This is a genomic window from Chlorobiota bacterium (genome assembly GCA_016710285.1).
Classification (GTDB): Bacteria; Bacteroidota; Ignavibacteria; order OLB7; family OLB7; genus OLB7.
Window position 1 is genome coordinate 79,901 of sequence record JADJXR010000001.1, and the last position, 22,273, is coordinate 102,173.

Annotated in this window: 13 protein-coding genes; 4 read left to right on the forward strand and 9 right to left on the reverse strand. The window is 60.2% G+C overall.

Annotation, left to right across the window (positions count from 1 at the left end; translation table 11 throughout):
- The first annotated feature begins 80 nt into the window (after positions 1-80).
- Complete coding sequence (locus IPM61_00315) at positions 81-1,448, forward strand: L-lysine 6-transaminase (protein ID MBK8909750.1); 1,368 nt, start codon at positions 81-83, stop codon at positions 1,446-1,448.
- 633 nt (positions 1,449-2,081) lie between these two features.
- On the forward strand, positions 2,082-4,763 hold the full coding sequence (locus tag IPM61_00320) for a YfhO family protein (GenBank protein ID MBK8909751.1): 2,682 nt from the start codon (positions 2,082-2,084) through the stop codon (positions 4,761-4,763).
- Between the two features lie 507 nt (positions 4,764-5,270).
- Here IPM61_00320 and IPM61_00325 read toward each other — a convergent pair.
- The 4 genes from IPM61_00325 to IPM61_00340 are packed head-to-tail and all read right to left on the reverse strand — an operon-like array spanning position 5,271 to position 9,991.
- Entirely contained in the window at positions 5,271-6,986 is a 1,716-nt protein-coding gene (locus tag IPM61_00325; protein ID MBK8909752.1) for a hypothetical protein, read from the reverse strand.
- Positions 6,987-7,042: 56 nt separating this feature from the next.
- Positions 7,043-7,846 (reverse strand): alpha/beta hydrolase, encoded by an 804-nt coding sequence (locus IPM61_00330; GenBank protein MBK8909753.1) that lies wholly within the window; start codon positions 7,844-7,846, stop codon positions 7,043-7,045.
- Positions 7,843-9,129, reverse strand: a complete 1,287-nt coding sequence (locus IPM61_00335; GenBank protein ID MBK8909754.1) for an aminoacetone oxidase family FAD-binding enzyme — start codon at positions 9,127-9,129, stop codon at positions 7,843-7,845. Before IPM61_00335 ends, IPM61_00330 begins: the two co-directional genes overlap by 4 nt.
- On the reverse strand, positions 9,116-9,991 hold the full coding sequence (locus tag IPM61_00340) for an rRNA pseudouridine synthase (protein MBK8909755.1): 876 nt from the start codon (positions 9,989-9,991) through the stop codon (positions 9,116-9,118). Before IPM61_00340 ends, IPM61_00335 begins: the two co-directional genes overlap by 14 nt.
- A gap of 556 nt (positions 9,992-10,547) precedes the next feature.
- Here IPM61_00340 and IPM61_00345 point away from each other — a divergent pair.
- Both IPM61_00345 and IPM61_00350 read left to right on the forward strand, forming a co-directional pair.
- The gene (locus tag IPM61_00345; protein ID MBK8909756.1) at positions 10,548-11,438 is read left to right on the forward strand and encodes a hypothetical protein; all 891 of its coding nucleotides are present in this window, start codon (positions 10,548-10,550) and stop codon (positions 11,436-11,438) included.
- Complete coding sequence (locus tag IPM61_00350; GenBank protein MBK8909757.1) at positions 11,438-12,493, forward strand: hypothetical protein; 1,056 nt, start codon at positions 11,438-11,440, stop codon at positions 12,491-12,493. The genes IPM61_00345 and IPM61_00350 overlap by 1 nt, the downstream gene beginning before the upstream one ends.
- A gap of 86 nt (positions 12,494-12,579) precedes the next feature.
- On the opposite strand, the gene IPM61_00355 is transcribed toward IPM61_00350, so the two are convergent.
- From IPM61_00355 to IPM61_00375, 5 genes are all read right to left on the reverse strand, one after another.
- A complete protein-coding gene (locus tag IPM61_00355) occupies positions 12,580-13,494 on the reverse strand; it encodes a hypothetical protein (GenBank protein ID MBK8909758.1) in 915 nt (304 codons plus the stop codon).
- A 1-nt stretch (position 13,495) separates the two neighbouring features.
- Positions 13,496-14,704, reverse strand: a complete 1,209-nt coding sequence (locus IPM61_00360) for a hypothetical protein (GenBank protein ID MBK8909759.1) — start codon at positions 14,702-14,704, stop codon at positions 13,496-13,498.
- 129 nt (positions 14,705-14,833) lie between these two features.
- Positions 14,834-16,447, reverse strand: coding sequence for a hypothetical protein (locus IPM61_00365; protein ID MBK8909760.1), 1,614 nt, complete (start codon positions 16,445-16,447; stop codon positions 14,834-14,836).
- Positions 16,383-17,840 (reverse strand): hypothetical protein, encoded by a 1,458-nt coding sequence (locus IPM61_00370; protein ID MBK8909761.1) that lies wholly within the window; start codon positions 17,838-17,840, stop codon positions 16,383-16,385. The genes IPM61_00365 and IPM61_00370 overlap by 65 nt, the downstream gene beginning before the upstream one ends.
- 1,017 nt (positions 17,841-18,857) lie before the next feature.
- Complete coding sequence (locus IPM61_00375; GenBank protein MBK8909762.1) at positions 18,858-21,995, reverse strand: hypothetical protein; 3,138 nt, start codon at positions 21,993-21,995, stop codon at positions 18,858-18,860.
- Between the last annotated feature and the right edge of the window lie 278 nt (positions 21,996-22,273).

Genomic DNA, 22,273 nt, shown 5'->3' on the forward strand with positions numbered 1-22,273 from the left:
ATGGATGCCCCCACCCAGCCACGCGATTTCATGCGAACAACGACTACTGCTAACAACACATTCATAGGAGAGAATAGATCATGATAAAAACATCAGTGGAACACGGAACCACGCTGAACACAGCCGGAACAATCGCCCCGAACGAAGTCCACCAAACGCTTGGCCGCCACATGCTGGCCGACGGATTCCCGATGGTGCTGGACCTTGAACGGAGCCACGGGTCCTATCTGTACGATGCCATCACCGGCCAGCGTTTTATTGACTTCTTCACCTTCTTTGCCAGCAACCCCATCGGGATGAACCACCCGAAGCTGAACAACCCAGAGTTCATCAACAAGATTGGCAAAGTGGCCCTGCACAAGCCCAGCTGCAGCGACCTGTACACCGTGGAAATGGCGGAGTTCGTTGATGCCTTTTTCCGCGTGGCGGTCCCCGCGCACTTCCGCTACAGCTTCTTTATCGAAGGGGGCGCGCTGGCGGTGGAGAACGCGCTGAAAGTTGCTTTCGACTGGAAGGTGCGGAAGAACTTCGCCAAAGGCCACACCGACGAACGGGGCCACAGCGTGATCCACTTCCGCCACGCCTTCCACGGGCGCAGCGGATACACGATGACCCTAACGAACACGGACCCCACCAAAACCGCGCTCTTCCCAAAATTCACCGGGTGGCCGCGCATCACCAGCCCGGGCGCAACCTTCCCGCTGGAGGGGGAAAACCTTGAGCGGACGATCCAGCTGGAACAACAGGCCGTTGCCGAAATCGAAGAAGCCTTCCGCCAAAACCCCGACGGGATTGCTTGCATCATCCTTGAGCCAATCCAGGCCGAAGGGGGCGACAACCACTTCCGCCCAGAGTTCCTTGCCCAGCTGCGCAGCTTGTGCGACCAACACGAAGCCTTGTTGATTTTCGATGAGGTCCAAACCGGCGTTGGCCTTACCGGAACCATGTGGGCCCACCAGGGGTTGGGAGTGATCCCCGACATCATCACCTTTGGGAAGAAAACGCAGGTCTGCGGAATCCTTGTTGGGCCGCGGGTGGACGAAGTCCCCGATAACGTCTTCCACACCTCCAGCCGCATCAACTCCACGTGGGGGGGGAACCTTGTGGATATGGTCCGGTTCACAAAAGTGTTGGAGGTGATTGAGGAAGAGAACTTGGTGGAGAACGCACGCACGGTTGGGGCGCATCTGCTGGGCCGTTTGCAGGAGCTTCAGCAGCAGTTCCCGAACCTTGTGAGCAACGTGCGCGGGCGCGGACTGCTTTGCGCAATGGACCTTCCAAACGGCGAGCTTCGGAACGCCTTCCGCGAACGCTGCTACCAGCGCGGGCTGATGATCCTGGGCTGCGGCGACCACTCCATCCGCTTCCGCCCAGCCTTGAACATCACCGCCGAACTGATTGATGAAGGCTTCGCCGTGATTCGGGAAGTGTTGGCGGAGATGGGATAACAAGACGCTGGCAACGGGGGCGGGGAGATTTCCCTTCCCCCTCTGCCGTCCAGCCCTACTCAACCTCACCCCCCAACCCCCTCTCCGTGACTTCGTTCCCTGAGCACCACGCCAGCAACTGACGGAGAGGGGGAGCCGGAGAAGGTAGCCGTCCCGACCTCCGTCGGGATTGATAAAAGGTCTTTAGCCTTCGGCGCCATCACGGCCAAGTCCCACGCAACACCAGCCCTGAAGGGGCGACCCATGCCAGCCAGGGCACCGCCCTGGGAACTGAACCAACCCCACGCAACACCAGCCCTGAAGGGGCGACCCATGCCAGCCCAGGGCACCGCCCTGGGGAACTGAACGGGCGACCTCCATCTGGTTGGATATGTTGTTGAGGGTCTGGATTTCCAATGGGTGCGGTCCGTGCACGATTGATGGGTGAATGGGGTTGCCCCTTCAGGGCGGTGTGGATATTCGGGGAGGACGATTCCCAAATCCCCCAGATTCCCAGGGCGTTGCCCTGGGCTATGATAGCCTGCCCCTTCAGGGCGACCGATGCCCCCCTTCGCTTACACTTCGCGCTTCGGAAGTATATTGCGGCCCTTCGTTCACAACAGTCCATTCAAAAAGAACTGAACTAACCGACGTATGGCAACTCCACGCTCCGAGGCCCCGCGCCGTTCCGCAGCGTCTTCCAAGCAATCCACCCCGAAGCAGATTGGCCCTGCGCGGTCCCCCTTTGCGGGGATGGATCCCCGCGTGCAATCGCTCCTGTTTGTGGGGGCAATCCTTCTGCTGCTTGTGCTGTTTTTCAGCAAGCAGATTTTTGGCGATATGCTGTTTGGCGCAAGCGATTTCGTCTCCTGGGAAAGTTTCCGCCCCTACCTTGATGCCCAAGATGCCAAAGGGGAACCACCCCTTTGGATACCGTACATCTTCAGCGGTATGCCCGCTTTTGCCTCCTTCCTTGTCACCGGCGACCGCTGGTGGGACCTGACGATGAAGCTGTTCTACAGCAGCGAGCATATCATCGGCTTTATCAACTATCCCGTCACCCGCGTGGTGTTCCACTACTTCCTGTACGGGTTGGGGATGTACCTTCTGATGCGCACCAAGAAAGCCACGCGCGGGGTTGCCCTGTTTGTTGCCCTGGCGGCAATCTTCAGCACCTGGATCATCATCTACATTATGATTGGCCACAACACCAAAATCTTGGTGCTGATGACCTTCCCCTACATCTTCCTCTGCCTGGAAAAATTGATCCACCGCTGGAGCCTGCTCTATGCCGGGTTGCTGATTTTGGCAATCCACATTCTGTGGGAAGCAAGCCACTTGCAAACGGCGTTCTACGGCGCGTGCGCTGTTGGAATCTACTTGCTGGTGGAGCTGGTCGGCGCGCTTCGCCAGAAGGACCCGGCCGCCCAGAAAACCGGCACAACCGCGAACGTAGGTTTGGCAATCGCCACGCTGGTGGTGGCCGGCGCGTTTGCCTACGGCATGGGGCTGGACCGCAACCTTGCCGTGCAGGAGTACCTCCCCTACTCCACCCGTGGCGCGGCCTCGATCACCGCCGACCCCACCCACAAGGAAGGGGCAATGGAGGTTGGGCAAGGGTGGGAATACTCCACCAACTGGAGCTTCTCCCCCCAGGAGATGGTGACGTTCTTCTCCCCCAGCTACTACGGGTTTGGGAAGATGGAGCTTCCGCGCGATGTGGTGGCCAGCTTCAACCCGCAACTGCTTCAGCAAAACGGCATTGACCCCGAAGGGCACATGGCCACTTACTGGGGCCAGATGAGCTTCACCGATGCGGCCCACTACATGGGGGCGGTGGTGCTGGCGTTGGGGCTGTGGGGATTTTGGATCAACCGCCGCAACCGCTTTGCCCAGGCATTGTTGGCAATCGGGGTGTTCGGCCTTATCCTCTCCTTCGGGCGCAATTTTGACCTTCTCTACAAACTCTTCTACGACCTTGTCCCGGGCTTCAACAAGTTCCGCGCGCCAAGCCAATCGCTGGTGTTGTTGGAGTTCGTCTTCCCGATCCTTGCCGGCTTGGGGCTGAAAGAATTGATTGCCCGCCGCGAGGCCGGCGACGCAACCGTGGCAAAAGGAATGATCGGCTGGATAGCCGGGTTTGGCGGGCTGACCCTTCTGATTCTGCTGTTCCTTTCTTCCGGCAGCAGCTACAACGAGGCGGTGGCGCAATCGGGGAAACTCCTTTCGGCAAGTGCCGAGGCCGCAAGCTACATGCACAGCCGCGCCATGACCGATCTGTTCCTGACGCTGCTGTTTGGCGCGGGGGGGCTTGGGCTGGCGTACTTCTACGCCAAAGGGCGGATTAGCAGCGTGGTGATGGTGGGGGCGTTGATTGCCATTTCCACCGTGGACCTGTGGCGCGTGGCGTTTATCCCGATGGAGGGAACGCCAGCAAAAGAGGTGATGGCGCAGTTCGACCCCACCGACGTTGATGAGTTCCTGAAAAAGGACACCGAGAAATACCGCATCCTGAACCTTGCCACCCAGCCGAATTTCCCGGCCCGGCATTTCCAGGAACATATCCTTGGATATTCCTCGGCAAAAATGCGGAGCTACCAAAACCTTCTGGACGTTGCCGGAAACGGCGATGTCCCAACCTCACCGCTGGCATGGGACCTTCTGAACACGAAGTACCTGATTATGCCGAACGAGCAAGCCAAAGCCGCCGAACAACAAGGGATGACCCCGGCCTTCCGCTCGCAACGTGGGGTGACGGTGATGCAGAACAACAGCGCGATGCCCCGCGCTTGGTTTGTGAACCGGGTTGAGGTGGCAAATGAGAAAGCGATTCTGGAGATGATTAAATCGAACGGCTTTGACCCACGCGACGTTGCCTACCTTGTTGCGCCGCTGAAAGAGCAGGTGGAGCCGGTTGGATACGCCGCCGGAATGCAGGACAAAATGAAGCTGGACTCCACCGGAAACCTTGTTCCCGACACCACCGGAAGCACCGCCAGCGCGGCAGCAAAAGGGAGCGTGAAGATTACGAAGTACGAGCCGCACCACATCGCCATGGATGTTGAGGCCCCCGGGAAAAACTTCCTGGTGATTAGCGAGATTCACTACCCGCCAGGGTGGCGCGCAACGATTGACGGGAAGGAGGCGGAGGTCATCCAAACGGACTATCTGCTGCGCGGCCTTGTGGTCCCGGCGGGGAAGCACAAGATTGAGATGAACTACGTCAGCGGAGGATTCCAGACCGGCAAATACGCCTCGCTGGGGTTGAACGTGGTGATGTTCGGCATGATCGCCGCCGGGGCATTGATGGGGCGGAAGAAAGAAGAGCAAGCATAAGCGAACCAAAGCAAACCGGACCGGAGCGGTTGGCGCACCTGTGAGTTCCTCACAGCCGCCAATCGCTTCTTTTTTTTGCAGGCTGCGGCAACTTCCAACACCAGCACCCTGACTGCCAAGCAACGCGCCGAACAAAGGTAGCCGCCCCGACCTCCGTCGGGATTGATAAAAGGTCTTTAGCCTTCGACGCCATCTGACTGCCAAGACTGGGCCCCGATAAAGATCGGGGCCGCTACCCTGACTGCCAAGCAACGCGCCGAAAAGGTAGCCGAAGGTCTTTAGCCTTCGGTGTCTTTTGACTGGGCAGGCTAAAGACCTGCCGCTACCCCGACTGCCGAGCAACGTACCGAACAAAGGTAGCCGCCCCGACCTCCGTCGGGATTGATAAAAGGTCTTTAGCCTTCGGCGCCATCTGACTGGGCCCCGATAAAGGTCGGGGCCGCTACCCCGACTGCCAAGACTGGGCAGGCTAAAGACCTGCCCCTACCCTGATAAAGATCGGAGCCGTTACCCACCCCGCCACAGCTCGAATGCCAGCCACCAATCCACTTCTGCTTCGGCGGTGGCATCGCCGGCGTTCCAGCGGCGGATTGCTGCGCCGATTGCGGCGTGGTCGTAGTGGGGGTAACTCTGCACTTCCTGCGAACTCCATCGGTCCAGAATGAACTCCCGCATCGCCGCAAGGAAATTTTGGCGAAGCGTGTGGGGGGCTTCCGGGCGGAAGATTTTTTTTGCGCGAACCCACAGGTGGGACCCAATCGTCCCCAACCGATACGGGTAGGTCGTTACCCCTTTCACCAGCGGGAACCGCTCAAGCGACGGGGCCGCACGGTGAAGAAGCTGGCGATAGAGCCGCGCATTCCGCCGCTCCGATTCGGGGGTGGAGAACACGGCATCAAGAAAACTGGGCTGCGCAAAGGGCATGAAATTCACCGCAAGGGAATCAACCCGCGCCTGCTCGATTCCCCCAACGTTCGGGAACCGCGCCCGGGCAATCCACAAATCAAGCAAGTTCCCAACGCCGAACCTCTTCACCGGCGGCGACGCTTCCCACAGCAATCGCAACTGCTCCTTCACCCCCTCCATCATCACCGCCGTCGTCTCCGCGTTGAACAACGTGGCGCGGCGAAGCAGCACAAACGGGAGCAGGTCATCGGGGGACCCGGTGGCAAGCGCGGCGGTCCCACCTTTCAGAAATCGCCCAAAGAATTGCCGCCGTCCAATCTCCCCATATCCCCCATCCACCAGCACCCAACGCTCCGCCGGAAGCTGCGGGTAGTAACGCAACCGGGACCAGGTGGAAAGGGGTTCCACTACCATCGTTTGCGCGGCGTACTCCACCAACGACGGGAGCGCGCTGGCGGGGTCCTGGGGGGGAAGATTGAAGTGGTGGCAAGCAATCCCGTGCGCCGCCGCAAGCTGTTTTGCCAGCGCAACGTCCGGCTCGGTCGGCTCGCCAAAGGTGTACGTTGTGAACGGCTCCTTCCGCGCCAGCAACAGCGCCAGCAGCAGCCGCGAATCGAACCCGCCGGACAGCCCAAGCGCAAGCTGCCGCCCCGCCGGAATCGCCGGACGGAGGAATCGCCCCAAGCTGGTTTCAACCGAATGCGCCGGCTCGGTTGTTGGGAAATAGAGTTGCTCGGTCAGCTGCAATTTCCCGTTGCTGAACGCCCCCCTTCCCCCCTGCCCCAATCGCTCCGCGCCAACAATCAGGCTTCGGCTTTGCCATTGGTTGAACGTCAGGAAGTGGGGGCCGAAGTTGCGGAAATCCACCTGCGAAAGGCCAGCAACGCGGCAAAGGTAATCGAGCCGGGTGGAGAAGATGAGGCCCCCGTTGTGCGGGGCAAGATAGAGCGTGCGAAGGCCAAGCCGATCGTTGGCGGCAACCAGCCCGTTGCGGTCCCAGCGGAGGGTGATGAAATGCCCGTTCAGCTGGCGAAGCGGCGGCTCGGGTTGCTCCATCAGCGCGGTCCAATCCTCGGTTTGCAGCAATCGGCAGCCATCAGCTTCTTCGGCAATTCCCACGCCGCACACAGCCCAGCCGGAATGGTCGTGGGAACGGGAATGGAACGTGAGTTCGGTCCCGCCGCCAACCATCGCCATCCCTTGCTGGCCAACGGTGAACGTGGCCGCGCCAGCAACAGCGCGAATCCGCTGCCGCACCGATTCGGCACCGCCCCCGGGAACATCACCCGAAAAAAAACAACCCAGTAGCCAGCCCATTGAAGTTGATGGTTGATGAACGAACGAACCACCCCCCCACCTTCCCGGAAGGCAACTTATCCCCAGTAGTTGATGAACTGCACAATCGCCTCCACCGTAGTGTCGCCGGTGGGACCGAAGCGGCGGACGATGGAGAAATGGTCGCGGCCACGGATGCTGACGAACCGGGCATCGTTCCCGGCCTGGCGCAGCGCGTTGGCGAACTCCTTTCCGCCGTCGCGCATCCGCTCAGGGTCCTGCTCGGCAGCCATCACCAAAAATGGAGGATGGAAATCGCGGATGTGATGAACCGGGGAGGCCGTGTGCAATTCCTCCGCTTCCCCCCCGAACGCCTCGTGAATCAACTCCAGGCTGGTGAAGCCGGGGCTTTCGGCATGGGTGTTCAGGTTGTACACACCGCTGACGGCAACCACCCCGCGCACCGCTTCGGCGGGGAACTGATTGCGGGCTTGGACATCAGGGTTCAAAGCGATGAACGCGGCAAGATGTGCCCCTGCCGAATGGCCCATCAGAAACAGCGCGTTGGGGTTCCCGCCGAACTCACCAATCCGCTGGTGGACCCACCGCACGGCTTGGGCGCAATCGTCGGCATGGGCGGGGTGCTTCACCTGCGGGGTCAGCCGGTAGTTGACCGTGACGGCCACGATTCCCCGCACCGCAAAGGCGCGCCCCAGATGCTCGAACAATCGCTTATCGCCGCTGCGCCATCCGCCGCCGTAGAAATAGATCACGACCGGAAGGCCATCAGCATCGGGCGGGGCGTACACGTCCAGAACGTGGCGCGGATCGCCGGAGTCGGCAAGGTAGGGAACGTCCCGCTGGATGCGAACCTCGGCGTTGAAAAGCTCAGTAAACGTCATGCTTCTTCTGGGTTGATTGCTGCGGCCCGGCCAGCCACCCAGCCGGTGGAGAAAGCGGCCTGCAGGTTGTATCCTCCCACCCGCCCGGCAACGTCCAACGCCTCGCCAGCGAAATAGAGGTTCGGCACCGCACGGGACCGCATGGTGGTGGGGTCCACTGCCGAAAGCGCGATCCCCCCGGCGGTAACTTCCCCCCGGTCAATCGGGACCTGGCCAACGGTCCCAACGCGCCACCGTTTCAGCGTGGCAACCATCTGCCCCCGCTCGTGGCGGCGTATCGCGCCCAATTTTCTTCCTGGCTCAATCCCCGCTTGCTCCAACACACTTTCCACAACGGCTTGGGGGACGAATCCGGAAACAAACGTTTGGATTTCGCTGGTGGGCGAATCCTGCAAGCGGTTCAGAAAAATATCCAGAAGGTCATCGGGGTGTTGGTCCGGGGCAACGTCGGCAAGAAGGATTGGCGTGGCCCCGGCTTCCTGCGCCAGCGCAACCGCCCGACTGATCTCGAGCGTGGCCGGCCCGCTTGCGCCGCGATGCGTCAGCAGAAGGTCATCGCGCCACGTTTGGTTGAAGTCCTTTGCGTTGGGGATTCCCAACTCGTTCAACGTTGGTGCGAACGTCAGCCGAACGTCGCGAAGGGCAACCCCTTGCCAGCTGGCGTGCGGAGCTGGGGTGAAGTAGATGGGGGCCAACGCCGCGCGCAACGGAACCACCGGAAGCCCCAGCGATTCCCCCCAAGCGATGCCATCGCCGGTGGTTCCAACTTTCCGGTAGCTTACGCCGCCGGTTGCCACCACCACGGCATCGAACGGAACCGTTTGGCCATCCAACTGAACCCCCACGGCGGCCCCATCTTCCACAAGGACCGCTTGGACGTGGGCGTTGGTTTCCACCTGGACCCGGGCCCGCTGCAGCATCCGCTCGAACGCGCTCAGGACATCATCGGCACTGCCGCTAACGGGGAAGACCCGCCCATTGGGCCGGACGAATGTTTCCACCCCTTCGGCATGGAGCATGGAAAGGAGAGTTTCGGAGGTCAGGGTGTGGAAGGCATAGCGAAGGAAGCGAGCCTCGGGGCGGATGAACCCTTCCTCCATCTGGCGTGGCGGGGCGTTGTGGGTGATGTTGCACTTGCCACCGCCGGAGATCAAAATCTTGATGCCAAGCCGTTTGTTCCGCTCGAACAGGGTGGCGTGTTGGCCGGCATTACTGGCCGCCAGCGCAGCAAGCATCCCCGCCGCGCCGCCGCCAACAACGGCAATTCGTTTAGACCTCGTCATGCAAGTTTACCAAGCGGCGAAGGGCGGAGATTTCGCGGCGGGTCAGGGGCCGCCACTCGCCGCGGGCAAGGCCGCGAACGGTAAGCCCGGCATACTGGGAGCGATGCAGCCGCACGACGGTGTAGCCGAACTCCTCAAACAATCGCCGGACCTCGCGGTTCTTCCCTTCGCGCAGTTGGATGCTGAGCACGCGGGCATCGCGTTCCTCCACAAACAGCTCGCACGGCTGGGTCTCCTCCCCATTTTCAAACGTCACCCCGGCGGCAATTTTGCGGGCGTGGCGATTCTCCAGCGGCTTATCAAGCTCCACATCGTACAGGCGTTCAACGCCGTAGCGGGGGTGCATCAGGCGGTGGGAAAGGTCGCCATCGTTGGTGAGAAGAAGCACGCCGGTGGTGTTGCGGTCCAGGCGGCCAACGGGGTAGATGCGGTCGTGATATTCCACAAGGTCCAGCACCGTCCGGCGGCCACGCTCGTCGCTGGTGGTGGTGATGGTGTCCTTCGGTTTGTTCAGCAGGACGTAGGAATGGCGCGGCGGGTCGCTGATCAGCTTGTTGTCAATCGTGACCTTATCGTTCCCTTTCACACGGGTCCCAAGCTCCGTCACCACGCTGCCATTAATTTTCACCCGCCCTTCGCGGATCATCTCATCGGCAGCCCGGCGCGAGGCCGCGCCAGAATCGGCAATCACTTTGTTGAGCCGCACCCCTTCGTTCTTTGCCGAGGAAGTTTTTTGCGAAGAAGTTTTTTGCGAAGAAGCCTTCGGCGAATGGGTTTTCGGCGAGGAAGGTTTTTGCGAGGAAGCCTTCGGCGAATGGGTTTTCGGCGAGGAAGATTTCTGGATTGGTTTCCGCTTGTTCATCATGCCGGCAAAGATACCACGCAACCGCAGCGAAGTCGGGAAACGGAGAGTAATGGTTGAACCCGCCGCGCCCCCCTGCTTCGCCCTATCGGGCGAAGCGTTCCCCCCAATGCTGGGGGGAAATGAGGTCTAGTTCTCTCTACATCTCACGGAGCAGCCCACCAGTTTTCTCCGAACCCTCCCGAAGCGTTCCCCTCCAACGGAGGGGTGCCCGACAGGGCGGGGTGGGTTCGGCGAAGCCACCGAACACGCGGTGCTTTCTGTTGGCTCCGGATGGCTCTGATCCTGAGATTCGGAAAATGGGCGCGGTTTTGCGGGTGTCCCCAACCCACCCCCCAGCCCCCTCCCAAGAGGGGGAGCCGCGCACGGAGCCAACGCACGAAAACCGAAGATGACGCCGAAGGCTAAAGACTTTTTATCAATCCCGACGAAGGTCGGGGCGGCTACCCTTGCGGGGGTTGCTCCGATTCAATCGGGGCGGCTACCTCCCCCCCTCCATCAACTGCCGCTGCAAGCGGGTGCGGGTTGGCAACGGGGCATTCTGTAATTTCACTCCATGAATCATGGCTGCTGGCTTCGGCTGTTTCTGTTGCTGCTTGGGCTGATGGTGGCCCGGCCGGTTGCTCCATTGCCGGGGCAGTTGCCTCCGTTGCCGGAGGCGGAGCGGACCAGCGGCGTGGTGGTGCTGGTGGCCGATGCACGAACCGGAAAACTGCTTGGCGGGGTTCGTGCCGATCAGGCATTCCAGCGGACCTACTTCCCCGGCTCCATTTTCAAAATCGCCATTGCCGTTGCGTGGATGCAGCGCGGTGGGTTCAATTCCCGAACGGAATTCACCTGCACCGGCCACGACACGGTGGCCGGAACGCCGGTCCGCTGCTGGCTGGGAACGGGGCATGGGAAGGTGCGGTTTGTTCCGGCGTTTGCGGGGTCGTGCAACCTCTATTTTCAGCATATCGCCGCCGGCATCAGCCACCCTGAGTTGCTTCGGGCGGCGAAGCAGTTGGGGATGATCGGGCCGTGCAACTTCCCCGGGGAACCAATCGGCGCGCCGGCGGTGCCGCAGATCAACGTCCAGAATCTTCTTGGCGAATCGTTCGCCGTCTCCCCTGCCCAGATGCTTCGGCTTGCCCTGACGCTTGCCACGCGGGGGCGGCTGGCAATCGCCCCGTTCCAGCTTTCCGGAACGCGCTATCGCCCGCTGTATCAGGGGCTTCGCCAGTGCGTCCAGAAGGGAACCGGGAAAGGGGCGTGGCACAGGGCGTTCACGGTGAGCGGAAAAACCGGGACGGTGTATCGGGACGGAACGCGCCGCCGCACGGCCGGTTGGTTTGTTGGGTTTGCGCCGGCGGACCGCCCACGGTACGCGGTGGTTGTGCTGAATCCCAACGGAACCGGAAGCGATGCGGCGGGCATTGCCGGGGCGGTGTTCGGGAGGCTGATGTGATGCTTGCCACACTGCTGTTGCTCTGCTCCATTTTGGCATCGCCAGAAACGGCTCCACCGGTGGAGCCTGCGGTGCGGTTGCTTCTGTTTGCGCAATCCACGCCCCGCAGCGTGGTGATCTCCTCAACTACCCCCTTCACGTTCACCATTGGGGGAACGGAGGGGCAATCGAGCGAGCAAGCAAGCAGCGGAACACGGATTGAGGTCACTGTGGCGAAGGATGGCGGCGTGATTGCGCAGGGGCATGGCGGAGCAGAGGTGAAGATTGTGGGAGAAGGGATAATGCTGCAATCGGATGGACGGCGGCGGCGCGTTTCTGGGGAGCTACGGATTGCCGCAGCGGCTGGGCAACTGATGGTGGTGGCCACGATTCCGGAGCGGGAATATCTAACGGTGGCGCTGGCATCGGAATCCACGGTTGGCGAGCCGTTGCAGTATTTGATTGCCCTTTCGGTGCTGCAACGGAACTACCTGCGGACCCACCGTGGCCGCCACCAACCCAGCGCGGACCTTTGCGACAACACCCATTGCCAACGTGCCGACAACATCAATCCTTCCCCCACGGCCAAGCGGGCCGTTGCCGAATCGGAGCGGGTGCGGTGTGTGGTTGGGAACATCTATCCCTGCTACTACTCTGCAAACTGTGGCGGGCGGACCTTAACGCCGCAGCAAGTGTGGCACAAGGAGGAACCTGGATACCGTTCGGTGGCGTGTGGTTTCTGCAAGCGTGGGAAATGGCACCGGTGGAAACGGGCGGCCAGGGCCACGCCGCAGCTTGAGGAATTGGTGAAACAAGCCCCCTTCCCTCCCTTCATCAACGATGATTTTAAGATTGCTGTTGGGCGGGCAATTGGGTTCAACGTGGTGCTAAGCAACACGGTGGAGAAGATTGAGCGGCGCAACGGGAAATTTTGGTTCAGCGGGCGCGGGTTTGGGCACCGCGTGGGGCTATGCTGCGCCGGCGGGGTAACGCTTGCGCGCCGGGGGAAATCGGCCACGCAGATCCTGCAATGGTATTTCCCCGACGCAGCAATCGCAGTAATCGGGAAGGAGTGATGTGGGGGAAAAATGGGAAGCTCCGTTGATGGATGTGCTTGCCTATCAGTTCCCCCCTCATCTCATCTTGTGCCCCCAACCGCAGCTTACCGGAGCGGCCTCCAGGCGCCATCAATGTAGATGAACGGCCATAGGTCTCTGTCAGTCGCACCTGAATTTAGTATGCGTGTTGGGGTGCTTTGAACCCGTACGTTGTCGTCAACATCGCCGTTATAGACCCATACCACTTGGCCTTCAATCACGCCAGTTGTGGAAAGCGTCAGGTCCGATCTGGATCCATCCGAGCCGCCATCAGTTACTTTGATAATTGCTGCGTTATTTGGCGCGGTAAACGCAGCTCCATTTGGATGGGCGATTGAGGCAACCGAATAGACCAGTCGCCCGCTAGACATCTGCAACCCGATAGCATCGCTTCCCGCCACGGCAATGGTCATTCCTTTGTTCACATCGCCGCCGGTTCCGGTCATGTTGATATCAACGCCGGTTGCCGTTGTGCTGCCGCCGCCTGCGCCACTAAAATCGCCGCTGCTTGCCACCGAAAGGACAGTTTTGTTGATGGCATTGGTTGTGGTGTTGGTGGCATCGTTATCCACCACCATCGTGGTTGTGCTTGCAGTTTTTGCCCCGCTGATATTGAAGTTGGAGGCTTGCCCCGCGCCGCTGTTGGTGATGTCGAACAGCGTGCTTGCGCTGCTGGTGGTGTTGCTAAATGGGAGCGTCAGCCCGCTGGCGGTTGCCCACTCCAACGTGCCAGCCGTTGCGGTTGCCCCAGTTGCCAGCCGCAGCACTTGGCCATCGGTTCCGTTGGCTGCCGGAAGCGTGTAAGTGATGTCGTTGGCTTGTGTCTGCGCTTTGAACGCTGTGTAGTTGGTGCCGCTTGGGAATGCCCCTGCAGTGTTGTACGCCTCGAAGAACCGTAGCTCGCTTGGTGCGTTGTTGTTGTTGGCAAGCCAGAGATTGGTGTTGCCGAAGACCGCTACGTTGGCATCGGTGATCGTCATGTCATTGCTCCCAGTATTGCCGCCAAGGAAGCCGAAACTGCGGGCGGCACTCAGCGTTAGCCCACGACCGCCGGGGATTGCCGAATAATCGCCGGCTGCCGTGTTGCTCCGGCCGCCACCCACCGTCGAATAGATCTGCGATGCCGTGTTGCTCTCCCCCACCCACGGTCGAAGTACTCCCCGATGCCGTGTTGTTCGCTCCGCCACCCACGGTCGAATAGTTCTCCGATGCCGTGTTGGTCACTCCTCCACTCACGGTCGAATAGCTCTCCGATGCCGTGTTGGCATTTCCTCCACTCACGGTCGAATAGCTGTTCGACGCCGTGTTGTCCCTTCCGCCACCCACGGTGGCATACCTCTGATCGGATGTTGTTCCCGCGTTATCCCCTGCACGGTTGTTCTGCCCACCACCCACCACGCCATAGTCATCGGTGATCGTGTTCAAGAAGCCATTGGCCCCACCGCCGGCCAGCGTTGCACCAACCACACCAGCCGTCACGCTGTTCCCGTTGAACCCGCCAATGATGTTCGGGCTGGTGGCGTTTGGCTCGAACCGCATCACTCGGCGGCGGCCTTCGGTGGCGGTGCCGGCTTCATCCACGTGAATCTCGAACGGCTCGTCGTCGGTGGTCCCCACGAAGTTCGTTCCGGCGGTCGTGCCCGCGTTCCCCGTTAGATTCCAGCCGCTGCTGGCGGCTGCCGCCCACTCCAACGTTGCAGCAGTGAGCGTTGGTGCCGGGATGCTGGCAATCTGCAGCACTTGCCCGGCGGTTCCGTTGACAGCTGGCAGCGTGTAGGTGATGTTGTTGGCTTGCGCTTGGGCAACAAACTCCGTGTAGTCAGTTCCCCCAGGCTCGGTGATGCGAAGTCCGCTTCCAAGCTGCAAGTTTCCACTCAGGAAAAGATGCCGCCACCGGAAAGTCCCCGATCCTAAATCGTAGAGATTATCGGTGCCCGGGAGCAGATGCCCTGAGACAGATTGCGTCCCCCCCGATGGCGTGGAAATCAAGAACTGCCCCGCGCCAGCCGGATCGGGAATGGTTAAGGTCCCTCCGGTAATTGGACCGGTCGGCGTTTGAATGGTGATGGCATTGCCGTTGTTGTCATCCAGAACAAGTTTCTCTGCTCGTAGATCGCGGTTTTGCGCTGTTGCTGTTAGAACCGTACAGGCCACGGCTGTGGCCAGCGAAAGTGTGAGCCGTATGAACATTGTATCCTCTGTTGTTCAAGCGTATTGTGACTGTACCTGTGCAATTCCAGCCCCTGCAATCGAGAGAGGGGGGGGCGTTGGCTCCACGATCAAGTCTCTACTCTTGATCGTGGAGGTTATCCATGTTCCTTACTGGGTCTCGATCACATGGTAGCTGAATTGATGGCTTGTTGAAGCCGCTGGCAAACCATTGAAGTTGACGGTGAACCCTGTTGTTGTTGCTGTGACGTGAACACCAACACCAACACCAGCACCGTTGGCTGGGGTCACCACCACAATCGGAGCAGTGCCGTAAGGGAGGTTGAACGTTACCGTTGTCTGTGCACCGGTTGCGGGGGTTCCGTTGGTTGTAATGTTCAACAATCCTGCAACGTCCGTTGCCCGTGTCAGTACGGCGGTGGCAACGCCTGCGCCCAGCGTTCCAGTTGTTGGTGCTGTGGTCTGTTGCGAGGTCACGTGCCCGTTGGCAATCGCCACGCGTGAGTTTGTCACCGATGTTGCGCCGTTGACCAGGACGCGCACGCCACCAGCACCGCTGTTATCAATCGCGAAGGTTTGGTCGGCGGCGTTGTTGCGGTCAACACCGGATTCGGAGATGGTGAGGTCCGTGCCGGCTCCGCTGTTCACCACCACGTTGTCGGCAACGGTGACATCCCCCGCACTGTTGCTGATCTGCGATCCGGTTGTTGCAAGGACGATGTTGCCTGTGGCGTTCACTGCGGTTGCGGTTCCGGTTCCGGCTGGGGTTGCCACCAGTGTTAATGCTGTGGCATTGTTGTTCCCCCCCGCTGCCTCCGACGTGATGCGTGCGCCCGTTGCCGCAGCGTTTGGTGCGGCCCCGGCATACGCAACGTCGAACAGGTGGTTGGTGCGGGGCGTTGCGGTGGCTTGCGCGCTGCTTACGCTGTACTGAACCGCTGTGTTTGCAATCACCGAGCCAATCGAACGCTTCAGCAAATCGCCGTTGTTGTCGGCAACGATGATGCCATCGTTTGCGCCCGGGCTATAGCTTCCGGTCAGCGCCGCACCACTTAGCGAACCCATCCGCACGTTCGCGGTTCCAGCGGTTCCGCTGGAGCGGATGGCGTTCATGTAGGTGGTGTTGGTGTTGCCGGTGCCGATGTAGCTGCCAGTAGTTAAGGTTGAAGGCCGGTCGGCATCGCTGCTTCCCAGATAGACATCGCCGCCGCCGTTGGCCACGATTGCAAAACGGTTTCCGGTGGAGCCAGTGGTTTGGAAGAACCCGCCAACCACTGCGTTGGTCCCGTTGCCAGCACCCGAGGCGGACCCATGCACACCAACCGCCAACCCGCTGTTTGTTCCCCCGGTGTTGTCTGCAATTCCAACAGCCCCATACGTGGTGGTGCTGGCTCCGGTGCCGGTGGTGGCTGCTTGGCCATACACGCCACGGCTGGTGGTGTTGCCGGTATTGTTTTGGCTGAACCCGGCAATGGCAACGCCGGTTGGCGGGGCAACTGGGGATGTTGCTGTTGAGGCAATCACGCCGTTTCCGGTTGCTCCCGTTTGTGCTTCCACCGCCACCGTTGATGCCTCAAAACTTCCCCCCGTGGCTGGGCGCGTTGTTCCCCCCACCGTTATCCCCGTACCGCTTCCTGCGGTGGCTGCGTTGTAAATAATGCCGGTTCCACCGGTGATTGTGATCCCCGTTCCAAGGTTATTACCCAGCCCCGCCGCCAATGCGGATCCCCGTTCCGGTGCCAGCAGCACTGGAAGAGACCGCAATGCCAGCATCGTTCGTTCCCGACGCACCGACGTTGGTGACTTTGATGCCAGTGGAGGTTGTGGTCCCGGTCATGTTCACCCCAAGCCCAATTCCCCCCGCCGGATCCACGGTTCCGATTGCAAGTTTTGTGGTTGCAACCGGCGTTGCGTTAATGCCGATACCGCCGCCGCTTCCAACCGTCATCCGAGTGGCGTTGCTGGTGCGGATATCAATGTCGGTTGCCGAAATGGTCCCGAAGATGTTCGATGATGGAGCACTATTCCCCCCCAACGCCCATGCTGCCGAGGTCACTTGGTTATCCACATAGTTCTTCGTTGCTGCATCCTGCGCCGCTGTTGGATCCGCCACGTTCTCAATCTTGTCCCCCGATGCGCTGATGACCCCGCTTCCCGCATTCAGCGTGATGTTGTCGTTCCCATTCCCCAGCGTCACCGCACCGTTGGCAGTGACAGGGTTGGCAAACGTCGTCGTTCCGTTGACCGTCACCGCATCGGCTGCGGCATTCCCCAACGTCACATCTCCATTCGCATCCAAGTCCGTTACGTTTGCAAGCGAACGGGTGGTTGTCCCGATTGGCGTTGCTTGGATGCTGGTTGCCGTCAGCGCGCCAGCGTTCGTCAGCACCAAATGCTGCGTTCCCGCAGTCCGCAAATCCATCAGGTTTGGTGCGCTGCCGCCCGTCTCATCCAACCGGATCAAGGGATTGGCTCCCGTGTAGGTTTGCGCCGAGGCCGGGCCAAGACGGACGAAGCCATTATCCACGTAGTTCTTCGTTGCCGCATCCTGCGCCGCTGTTGGATCCGCCACGTTCTCAATCTTATCCCCCGACGCGCTGATGATCCCGCTTCCTGCGTTCAGCGTGATGTTGTCGTTCCCGTTCCCCAACGTCACCGCACCGTTGGCATCAAGTGTGGTGAACGCTCCTGTGCTTCGGGTCGTTCCACCAATCGGGCTTCCCTCAATTGCCGTCACCGTCAACGAACCACCGTTCGTCAGCAACAAATGCTGCGTTCCAGCGGTCCGCAAATCCATCAGGTTTGGTGTTCCGCCACCCGTCTCGTTCAACCGAATCAAGGGGTTGGCTCCCGTGTAGGTCTGCAACGCCGCCGGTCCAAGCTGAACGAATGGACCAACTACTCCCCCCAACACCGTGTTGTCAATGTAGTTCTTCGTTGCTGCATCCTGCGCCGCTGTTGGATCCGCCACGTTCTCAATCTTGTCCCCCGATGCGCTGATGACCCCGCTTCCGGCATTCAGCGTGATGTTGTCGTTCCCATTCCCCAGCGTCACCGCTCCGTTGGCAGTGACAGGGTTGGCAAACGTCGTCGTTCCGTTGACCGTCACCGCATCGGCTGCGGCGTTCCCCAACGTCACATCTCCATTCGCATCCAAGTCCGTTACGTTTGCAAGCGAACGGGTGGTTGTCCCGATTGGCGTTGCTTGGATCCATCAGGTTTGGTGCGCTGCCGCCCGTCTCATCCAACCGGATCAAGGGATTGGCTCCCGTGTAGGTTTGCGCCGAGGTCGGGCCAAGACGGACGAAGCCATTATCCACGTAGTTCTTCGTTGCCGCATCCTGCGCCGCTGTTGGATCCGCCACGTTCTCAATCTTATCCCCCGACGCGCTGATGATCCCGCTTCCTGCGTTCAGCGTGATGTTGTCGTTCCCATTCCCCAGCGTCACCGCTCCGTTGGCAGTGACAGGGTTGGCAAACGTCGTTGTTCCGTTGACCGTCACCACGTCGGCGGCGGCGTTCCCCAACGTCACATTGCCATTCGCATCCAAGTCCGTCACGTTTGCTGTCGAGCGGGTTGTTGCGCCGATTGGTGTTCCCTCAATGTTCGTCACCGTCAGCGCGCCACCGTTGGTCAGCACCAGATGCTGCGTGCCGGCGGTCCGCAGGTCCATCAGGTTTGGTGCGCTGCCGCCCGTCTCGTTCAACCGGATTAAGGGATTGGCTCCCGTGTAGGTCTGCAACGCCGCCGGTCCAAGCTGAACGAATGGACCAACTACTCCCCCCAACACCGTGTTGTCAATGTAGTTCTTCGTTGCTGCATCCTGCGCCGCTGTTGGATCCGCCACGTTCTCAATCTTGTCCCCCGACGCGCTGATGATCCCGCTTCCTGCGTTCAGCGTGATGTTGTCGTTCCCGTTCCCCAACGTCACCGCACCGTTGGCATCAAGTGTGGTGAACGCTCCTGTGCTTCGGGTCGTTCCACCAATCGGGCTTCCCTCAATTGCCGTCACCGTCAACGAACCACCGTTCGTCAGCAACAAATGCTGCGTTCCAGCGGTCCGCAAATCCATCAGGTTTGGTGTTCCGCCACCCGTCTCGTTCAACCGAATCAAGGGGTTGGCTCCCGTGTAGGTCTGCAACGCCGCCGGTCCAAGCTGAACGAATGGACCAACTACTCCCCCAACACCGTGTTGTCAATGTAGTTCTTCGTTGCTGCATCCTGCGCCGCTGTTGGATCCGCCACGTTCTCAATCTTGTCCCCCGATGCGCTGATGACCCCGCTTCCGGCATTCAGCGTGATGTTGTCGTTCCCATTCCCCAGCGTCACCGCTCCGTTGGCAGTGACAGGGTTGGCAAACGTCGTCGTTCCGTTGACCGTCACCGCATCGGCTGCGGCGTTCCCCAACGTCACATCTCCATTCGCATCCAAGTCCGTTACGTTTGCAAGCGAACGGGTGGTTGTCCCGATTGGCGTTGCTTGGATGCTGGTTGCCGTCAGCGCGCCAGCGTTCGTCAGCAACAAATGCTGCGTTCCCGCGGTCCGCAGGTCCATCAGGTTTGGTGCGCTGCCGCCCGTCTCATCCAACCGGATCAAGGGATTGGCTCCCGTGTAGGTTTGCGCCGAGGTCGGGCCAAGACGGACGAAGCCATTATCCACGTAGTTCTTCGTTGCCGCATCCTGCGCCGCTGTTGGATCCGCCACGTTCTCAATCTTATCCCCCGACGCGCTGATGATCCCGCTTCCTGCGTTCAGCGTGATGTTGTCGTTCCCATTCCCCAGCGTCACCGCTCCGTTGGCAGTGACAGGGTTGGCAAACGTCGTTGTTCCGTTGACCGTCACCACGTCGGCGGCGGCGTTCCCCAACGTCACATTGCCATTCGCATCCAAGTCCGTCACGTTTGCTGTCGAGCGGGTTGTTGCGCCGATTGGTGTTCCCTCAATGTTCGTCACCGTCAGCGCGCCACCGTTGGTCAGCACCAGATGCTGCGTGCCGGCGGTCCGCAGGTCCATCAGGTTTGGTGCGCTGCCGCCCGTCTCATCCAACCGGATCAAGGGATTGGCTCCCGTGTAGGTTTGCGCCGAGGTCGGGCCAAGACGGACGAAGCCATTATCCACGTAGTTCTTCGTTGCCGCATCCTGCGCCGCTGTTGGATCCGCCACGTTCTCAATCTTATCCCCCGACGCGCTGATGATCCCGCTTCCTGCGTTCAGCGTGATGTTGTCGTTCCCATTCCCCAGCGTCACCGCTCCGTTGGCAGTGACAGGGTTGGCAAACGTCGTTGTTCCGTTGACCGTCACCACGTCGGCGGCGGCGTTCCCCAACGTCACATTGCCATTCGCATCCAAGTCCGTCACGTTTGCTGTCGAGCGGGTTGTTGCGCCGATTGGTGTTCCCTCAATGTTCGTCACCGTCAGTGCGCCACCGTTGGTCAGCACCAGATGCTGCGTGCCGGCGGTCCGCAGGTCCATCAGGTTTGGTGCGCTGGCTCCCGTCTCGTTCAACCGGATTAAGGGATTGGCTCCCGTGTAGGTCTGCAACGCCGCCGGTCCAAGCTGAACAAATGGGCCAAGCACCCCACCCAACGCGGTGTTGTCAATGTAGTTCTTCGTTGCTGCATCTTGCGCCGCTGTTGGATCCGCCACGTTCTCAATCTTGTCACCCGATGCGCTGATAACTCCGCTTCCGGCATTCAGCGTGATGTTGTCGTTCCCATTCCCCAGCGTCACCGCGCCGTTGGCATCAAGTGTGGTGAAGGCTCCGGTGCTTGGAGTTGTTGCCCCAACGGGGCTGTTATCCACCGTCCCGCCGCTGATCGTTAGATCATCGTTGACTTGCGTGTTCGTCAACCCGTTCCCAATACGAACCGCGTTGACCGTGCTGCTGCCACTGTTTGTGCTGGCAATCAATGCATTCCCCTGCGCGGCGGTTGTTGGGAATGTCTGCGTTGCCGTCCATGTGTTCGCGTTGGCAAGGTTGATCCCCAACGGGCTGCCGCTGGTTCCATCACCCGTCAGTGTTGCGTCCGTGCTTACTCCAATCAGCCCTGCCAGCGATGCCGCCGTCCGTGTCTCCAATGCTCCACCGTTCGACGTGATGATGTTTGTGGACGTGCTGCCGCTTGGCAGCGTCGTTCCGGTGATCGTTGTGAATCGGCCTGTGCTGGCGGTCGTTGCTCCAACAGGGCTGTTATCCACCGTCCCGCCGCTGATCGTTAAATCGTCGTTGACTTGCGTGTTCGTCAACCCGTTCCCAATCCGAACCGCGTTGACCGTTGTGCTGCCGCTGTTCGTGCTGGCAATCAATGCATCACCCTGCGCGGCGGTTGTTGGGAATGTCTGCGTTGCTGTCCACGTGTTCGCGTTGGCAAGGTTGAGTCCCAATGGGCTGCCGCTGGTTCCATCACCCGTCAGTGTTGCGTCCGTGCTTACTCCAATCAGCCCTGCCAGCGATGCCGCCGTCCGCGTCTCCAATGCTCCACTGTTCGACATCGTGAAGACCGTGGACGTGCTGCCGCTTGGCAAGCCCGTTCCCGTGATTGTTGTGAACCGGCCGGTGCTGGCGGTCGTTGCTCCAACGGGCGTTCCATCAATCGAGCCACCGGTGATCGTCAGGGTGTTGCTCACGTTTGGGTCGGGAAGGATTCCGCTGACCTCACTTGTCGCCAAATCCACATTGTCCGTTATTGAAGCAGCGGTGACAAACCGGTTGGCGGTGATTGCCCCAGTTCCCACAGGATAGAGTGCCGAGCCATTCCCCACCTCCAAGTTCGCTTGCCCGGTGTTCGTTCCGTTGGTGATCTGGTTGAACGGAAGCAACAAACTGCTGGCGGTGTTGCTCCACGTTGGAATGCCACCGCTGACGGTTAAAATCAGTCCGTTGCTTCCAATCGGAAGGCGGGCCAGAGAGGTTGTGGTGTTGGCGTACAGCATATCACCAACGGCATAGCTGCTGAACCCGGTTCCGCCGCTGGTGGCAGCAAGCGGGGTTGAGAGGGCGAGCATATCGGCAGTAAGGCCGCCGGTGACGGCAAGGCCGCCAGCGATTGTTTGCCCGCCGCTGGAGTTGGAGAAGATGAAGCTGCCGCTGGCGTTGACCGGGAAGTCGTAGTAGATATGGTTGGTGAGGGTTCCGTTCAGCCGGATGATGCCGAAGAATCCGTTTCCGGTTCCGTCATCCATTAGGAACCGATGGGAGGCGAAGTCCCGAGGGTGGGGGGTGTACTGGGCCGAAGCGGTTGCAAGGCTACAGAGTAGTACAACAACAAGCACCGTGCTGCGGCATACGTTTTTCACAGAAGCGTTCATCATCGGTAATCCTCTTGGTGATAGCACAGTGAAAATACTGTGCTTTTTTGGTGTGGTACCTTGTTTTGATCTTGCCTTGTACCGCTGGTATCTCTACACCGACGGCACAACTGCTTGTGAGCTATCTGAATTACTGGTGTAGCCCCAACCCACGCAGTGTGATTGCCACTACAAACCAGTTCGCGATGTACCGTTGGCCTCTACACCAAGCAGTACAACCATGTTTGAATCCATCAGGCATGGCGCGCGCCATGCTTCTTACTCCATTACCATCATCTACC

Excerpts from the sequence above, each read along its gene's own strand:
- IPM61_00315 (MBK8909750.1), top strand. The coding sequence starts at position 81 with ATGATAAAAACATCAGTGGAACACGGAACCACGCTGAACACAGCCGGA.
- IPM61_00320 (MBK8909751.1), top strand. The coding sequence starts at position 2,082 with ATGGCAACTCCACGCTCCGAGGCCCCGCGCCGTTCCGCAGCGTCTTCC.
- IPM61_00325 (MBK8909752.1), bottom strand. The coding sequence starts at position 6,986 with ATGGGCTGGCTACTGGGTTGTTTTTTTTCGGGTGATGTTCCCGGGGGC.
- IPM61_00330 (MBK8909753.1), bottom strand. The coding sequence starts at position 7,846 with ATGACGTTTACTGAGCTTTTCAACGCCGAGGTTCGCATCCAGCGGGAC.
- IPM61_00335 (MBK8909754.1), bottom strand. The coding sequence starts at position 9,129 with ATGACGAGGTCTAAACGAATTGCCGTTGTTGGCGGCGGCGCGGCGGGG.
- IPM61_00340 (MBK8909755.1), bottom strand. The coding sequence starts at position 9,991 with ATGAACAAGCGGAAACCAATCCAGAAATCTTCCTCGCCGAAAACCCAT.
- IPM61_00345 (MBK8909756.1), top strand. The coding sequence starts at position 10,548 with ATGAATCATGGCTGCTGGCTTCGGCTGTTTCTGTTGCTGCTTGGGCTG.
- IPM61_00350 (MBK8909757.1), top strand. The coding sequence starts at position 11,438 with ATGCTTGCCACACTGCTGTTGCTCTGCTCCATTTTGGCATCGCCAGAA.
- IPM61_00355 (MBK8909758.1), bottom strand. The coding sequence starts at position 13,494 with ATGACGATCACCGATGCCAACGTAGCGGTCTTCGGCAACACCAATCTC.
- IPM61_00360 (MBK8909759.1), bottom strand. The coding sequence starts at position 14,704 with ATGTTCATACGGCTCACACTTTCGCTGGCCACAGCCGTGGCCTGTACG.
- IPM61_00375 (MBK8909762.1), bottom strand. The coding sequence starts at position 21,995 with ATGATGAACGCTTCTGTGAAAAACGTATGCCGCAGCACGGTGCTTGTT.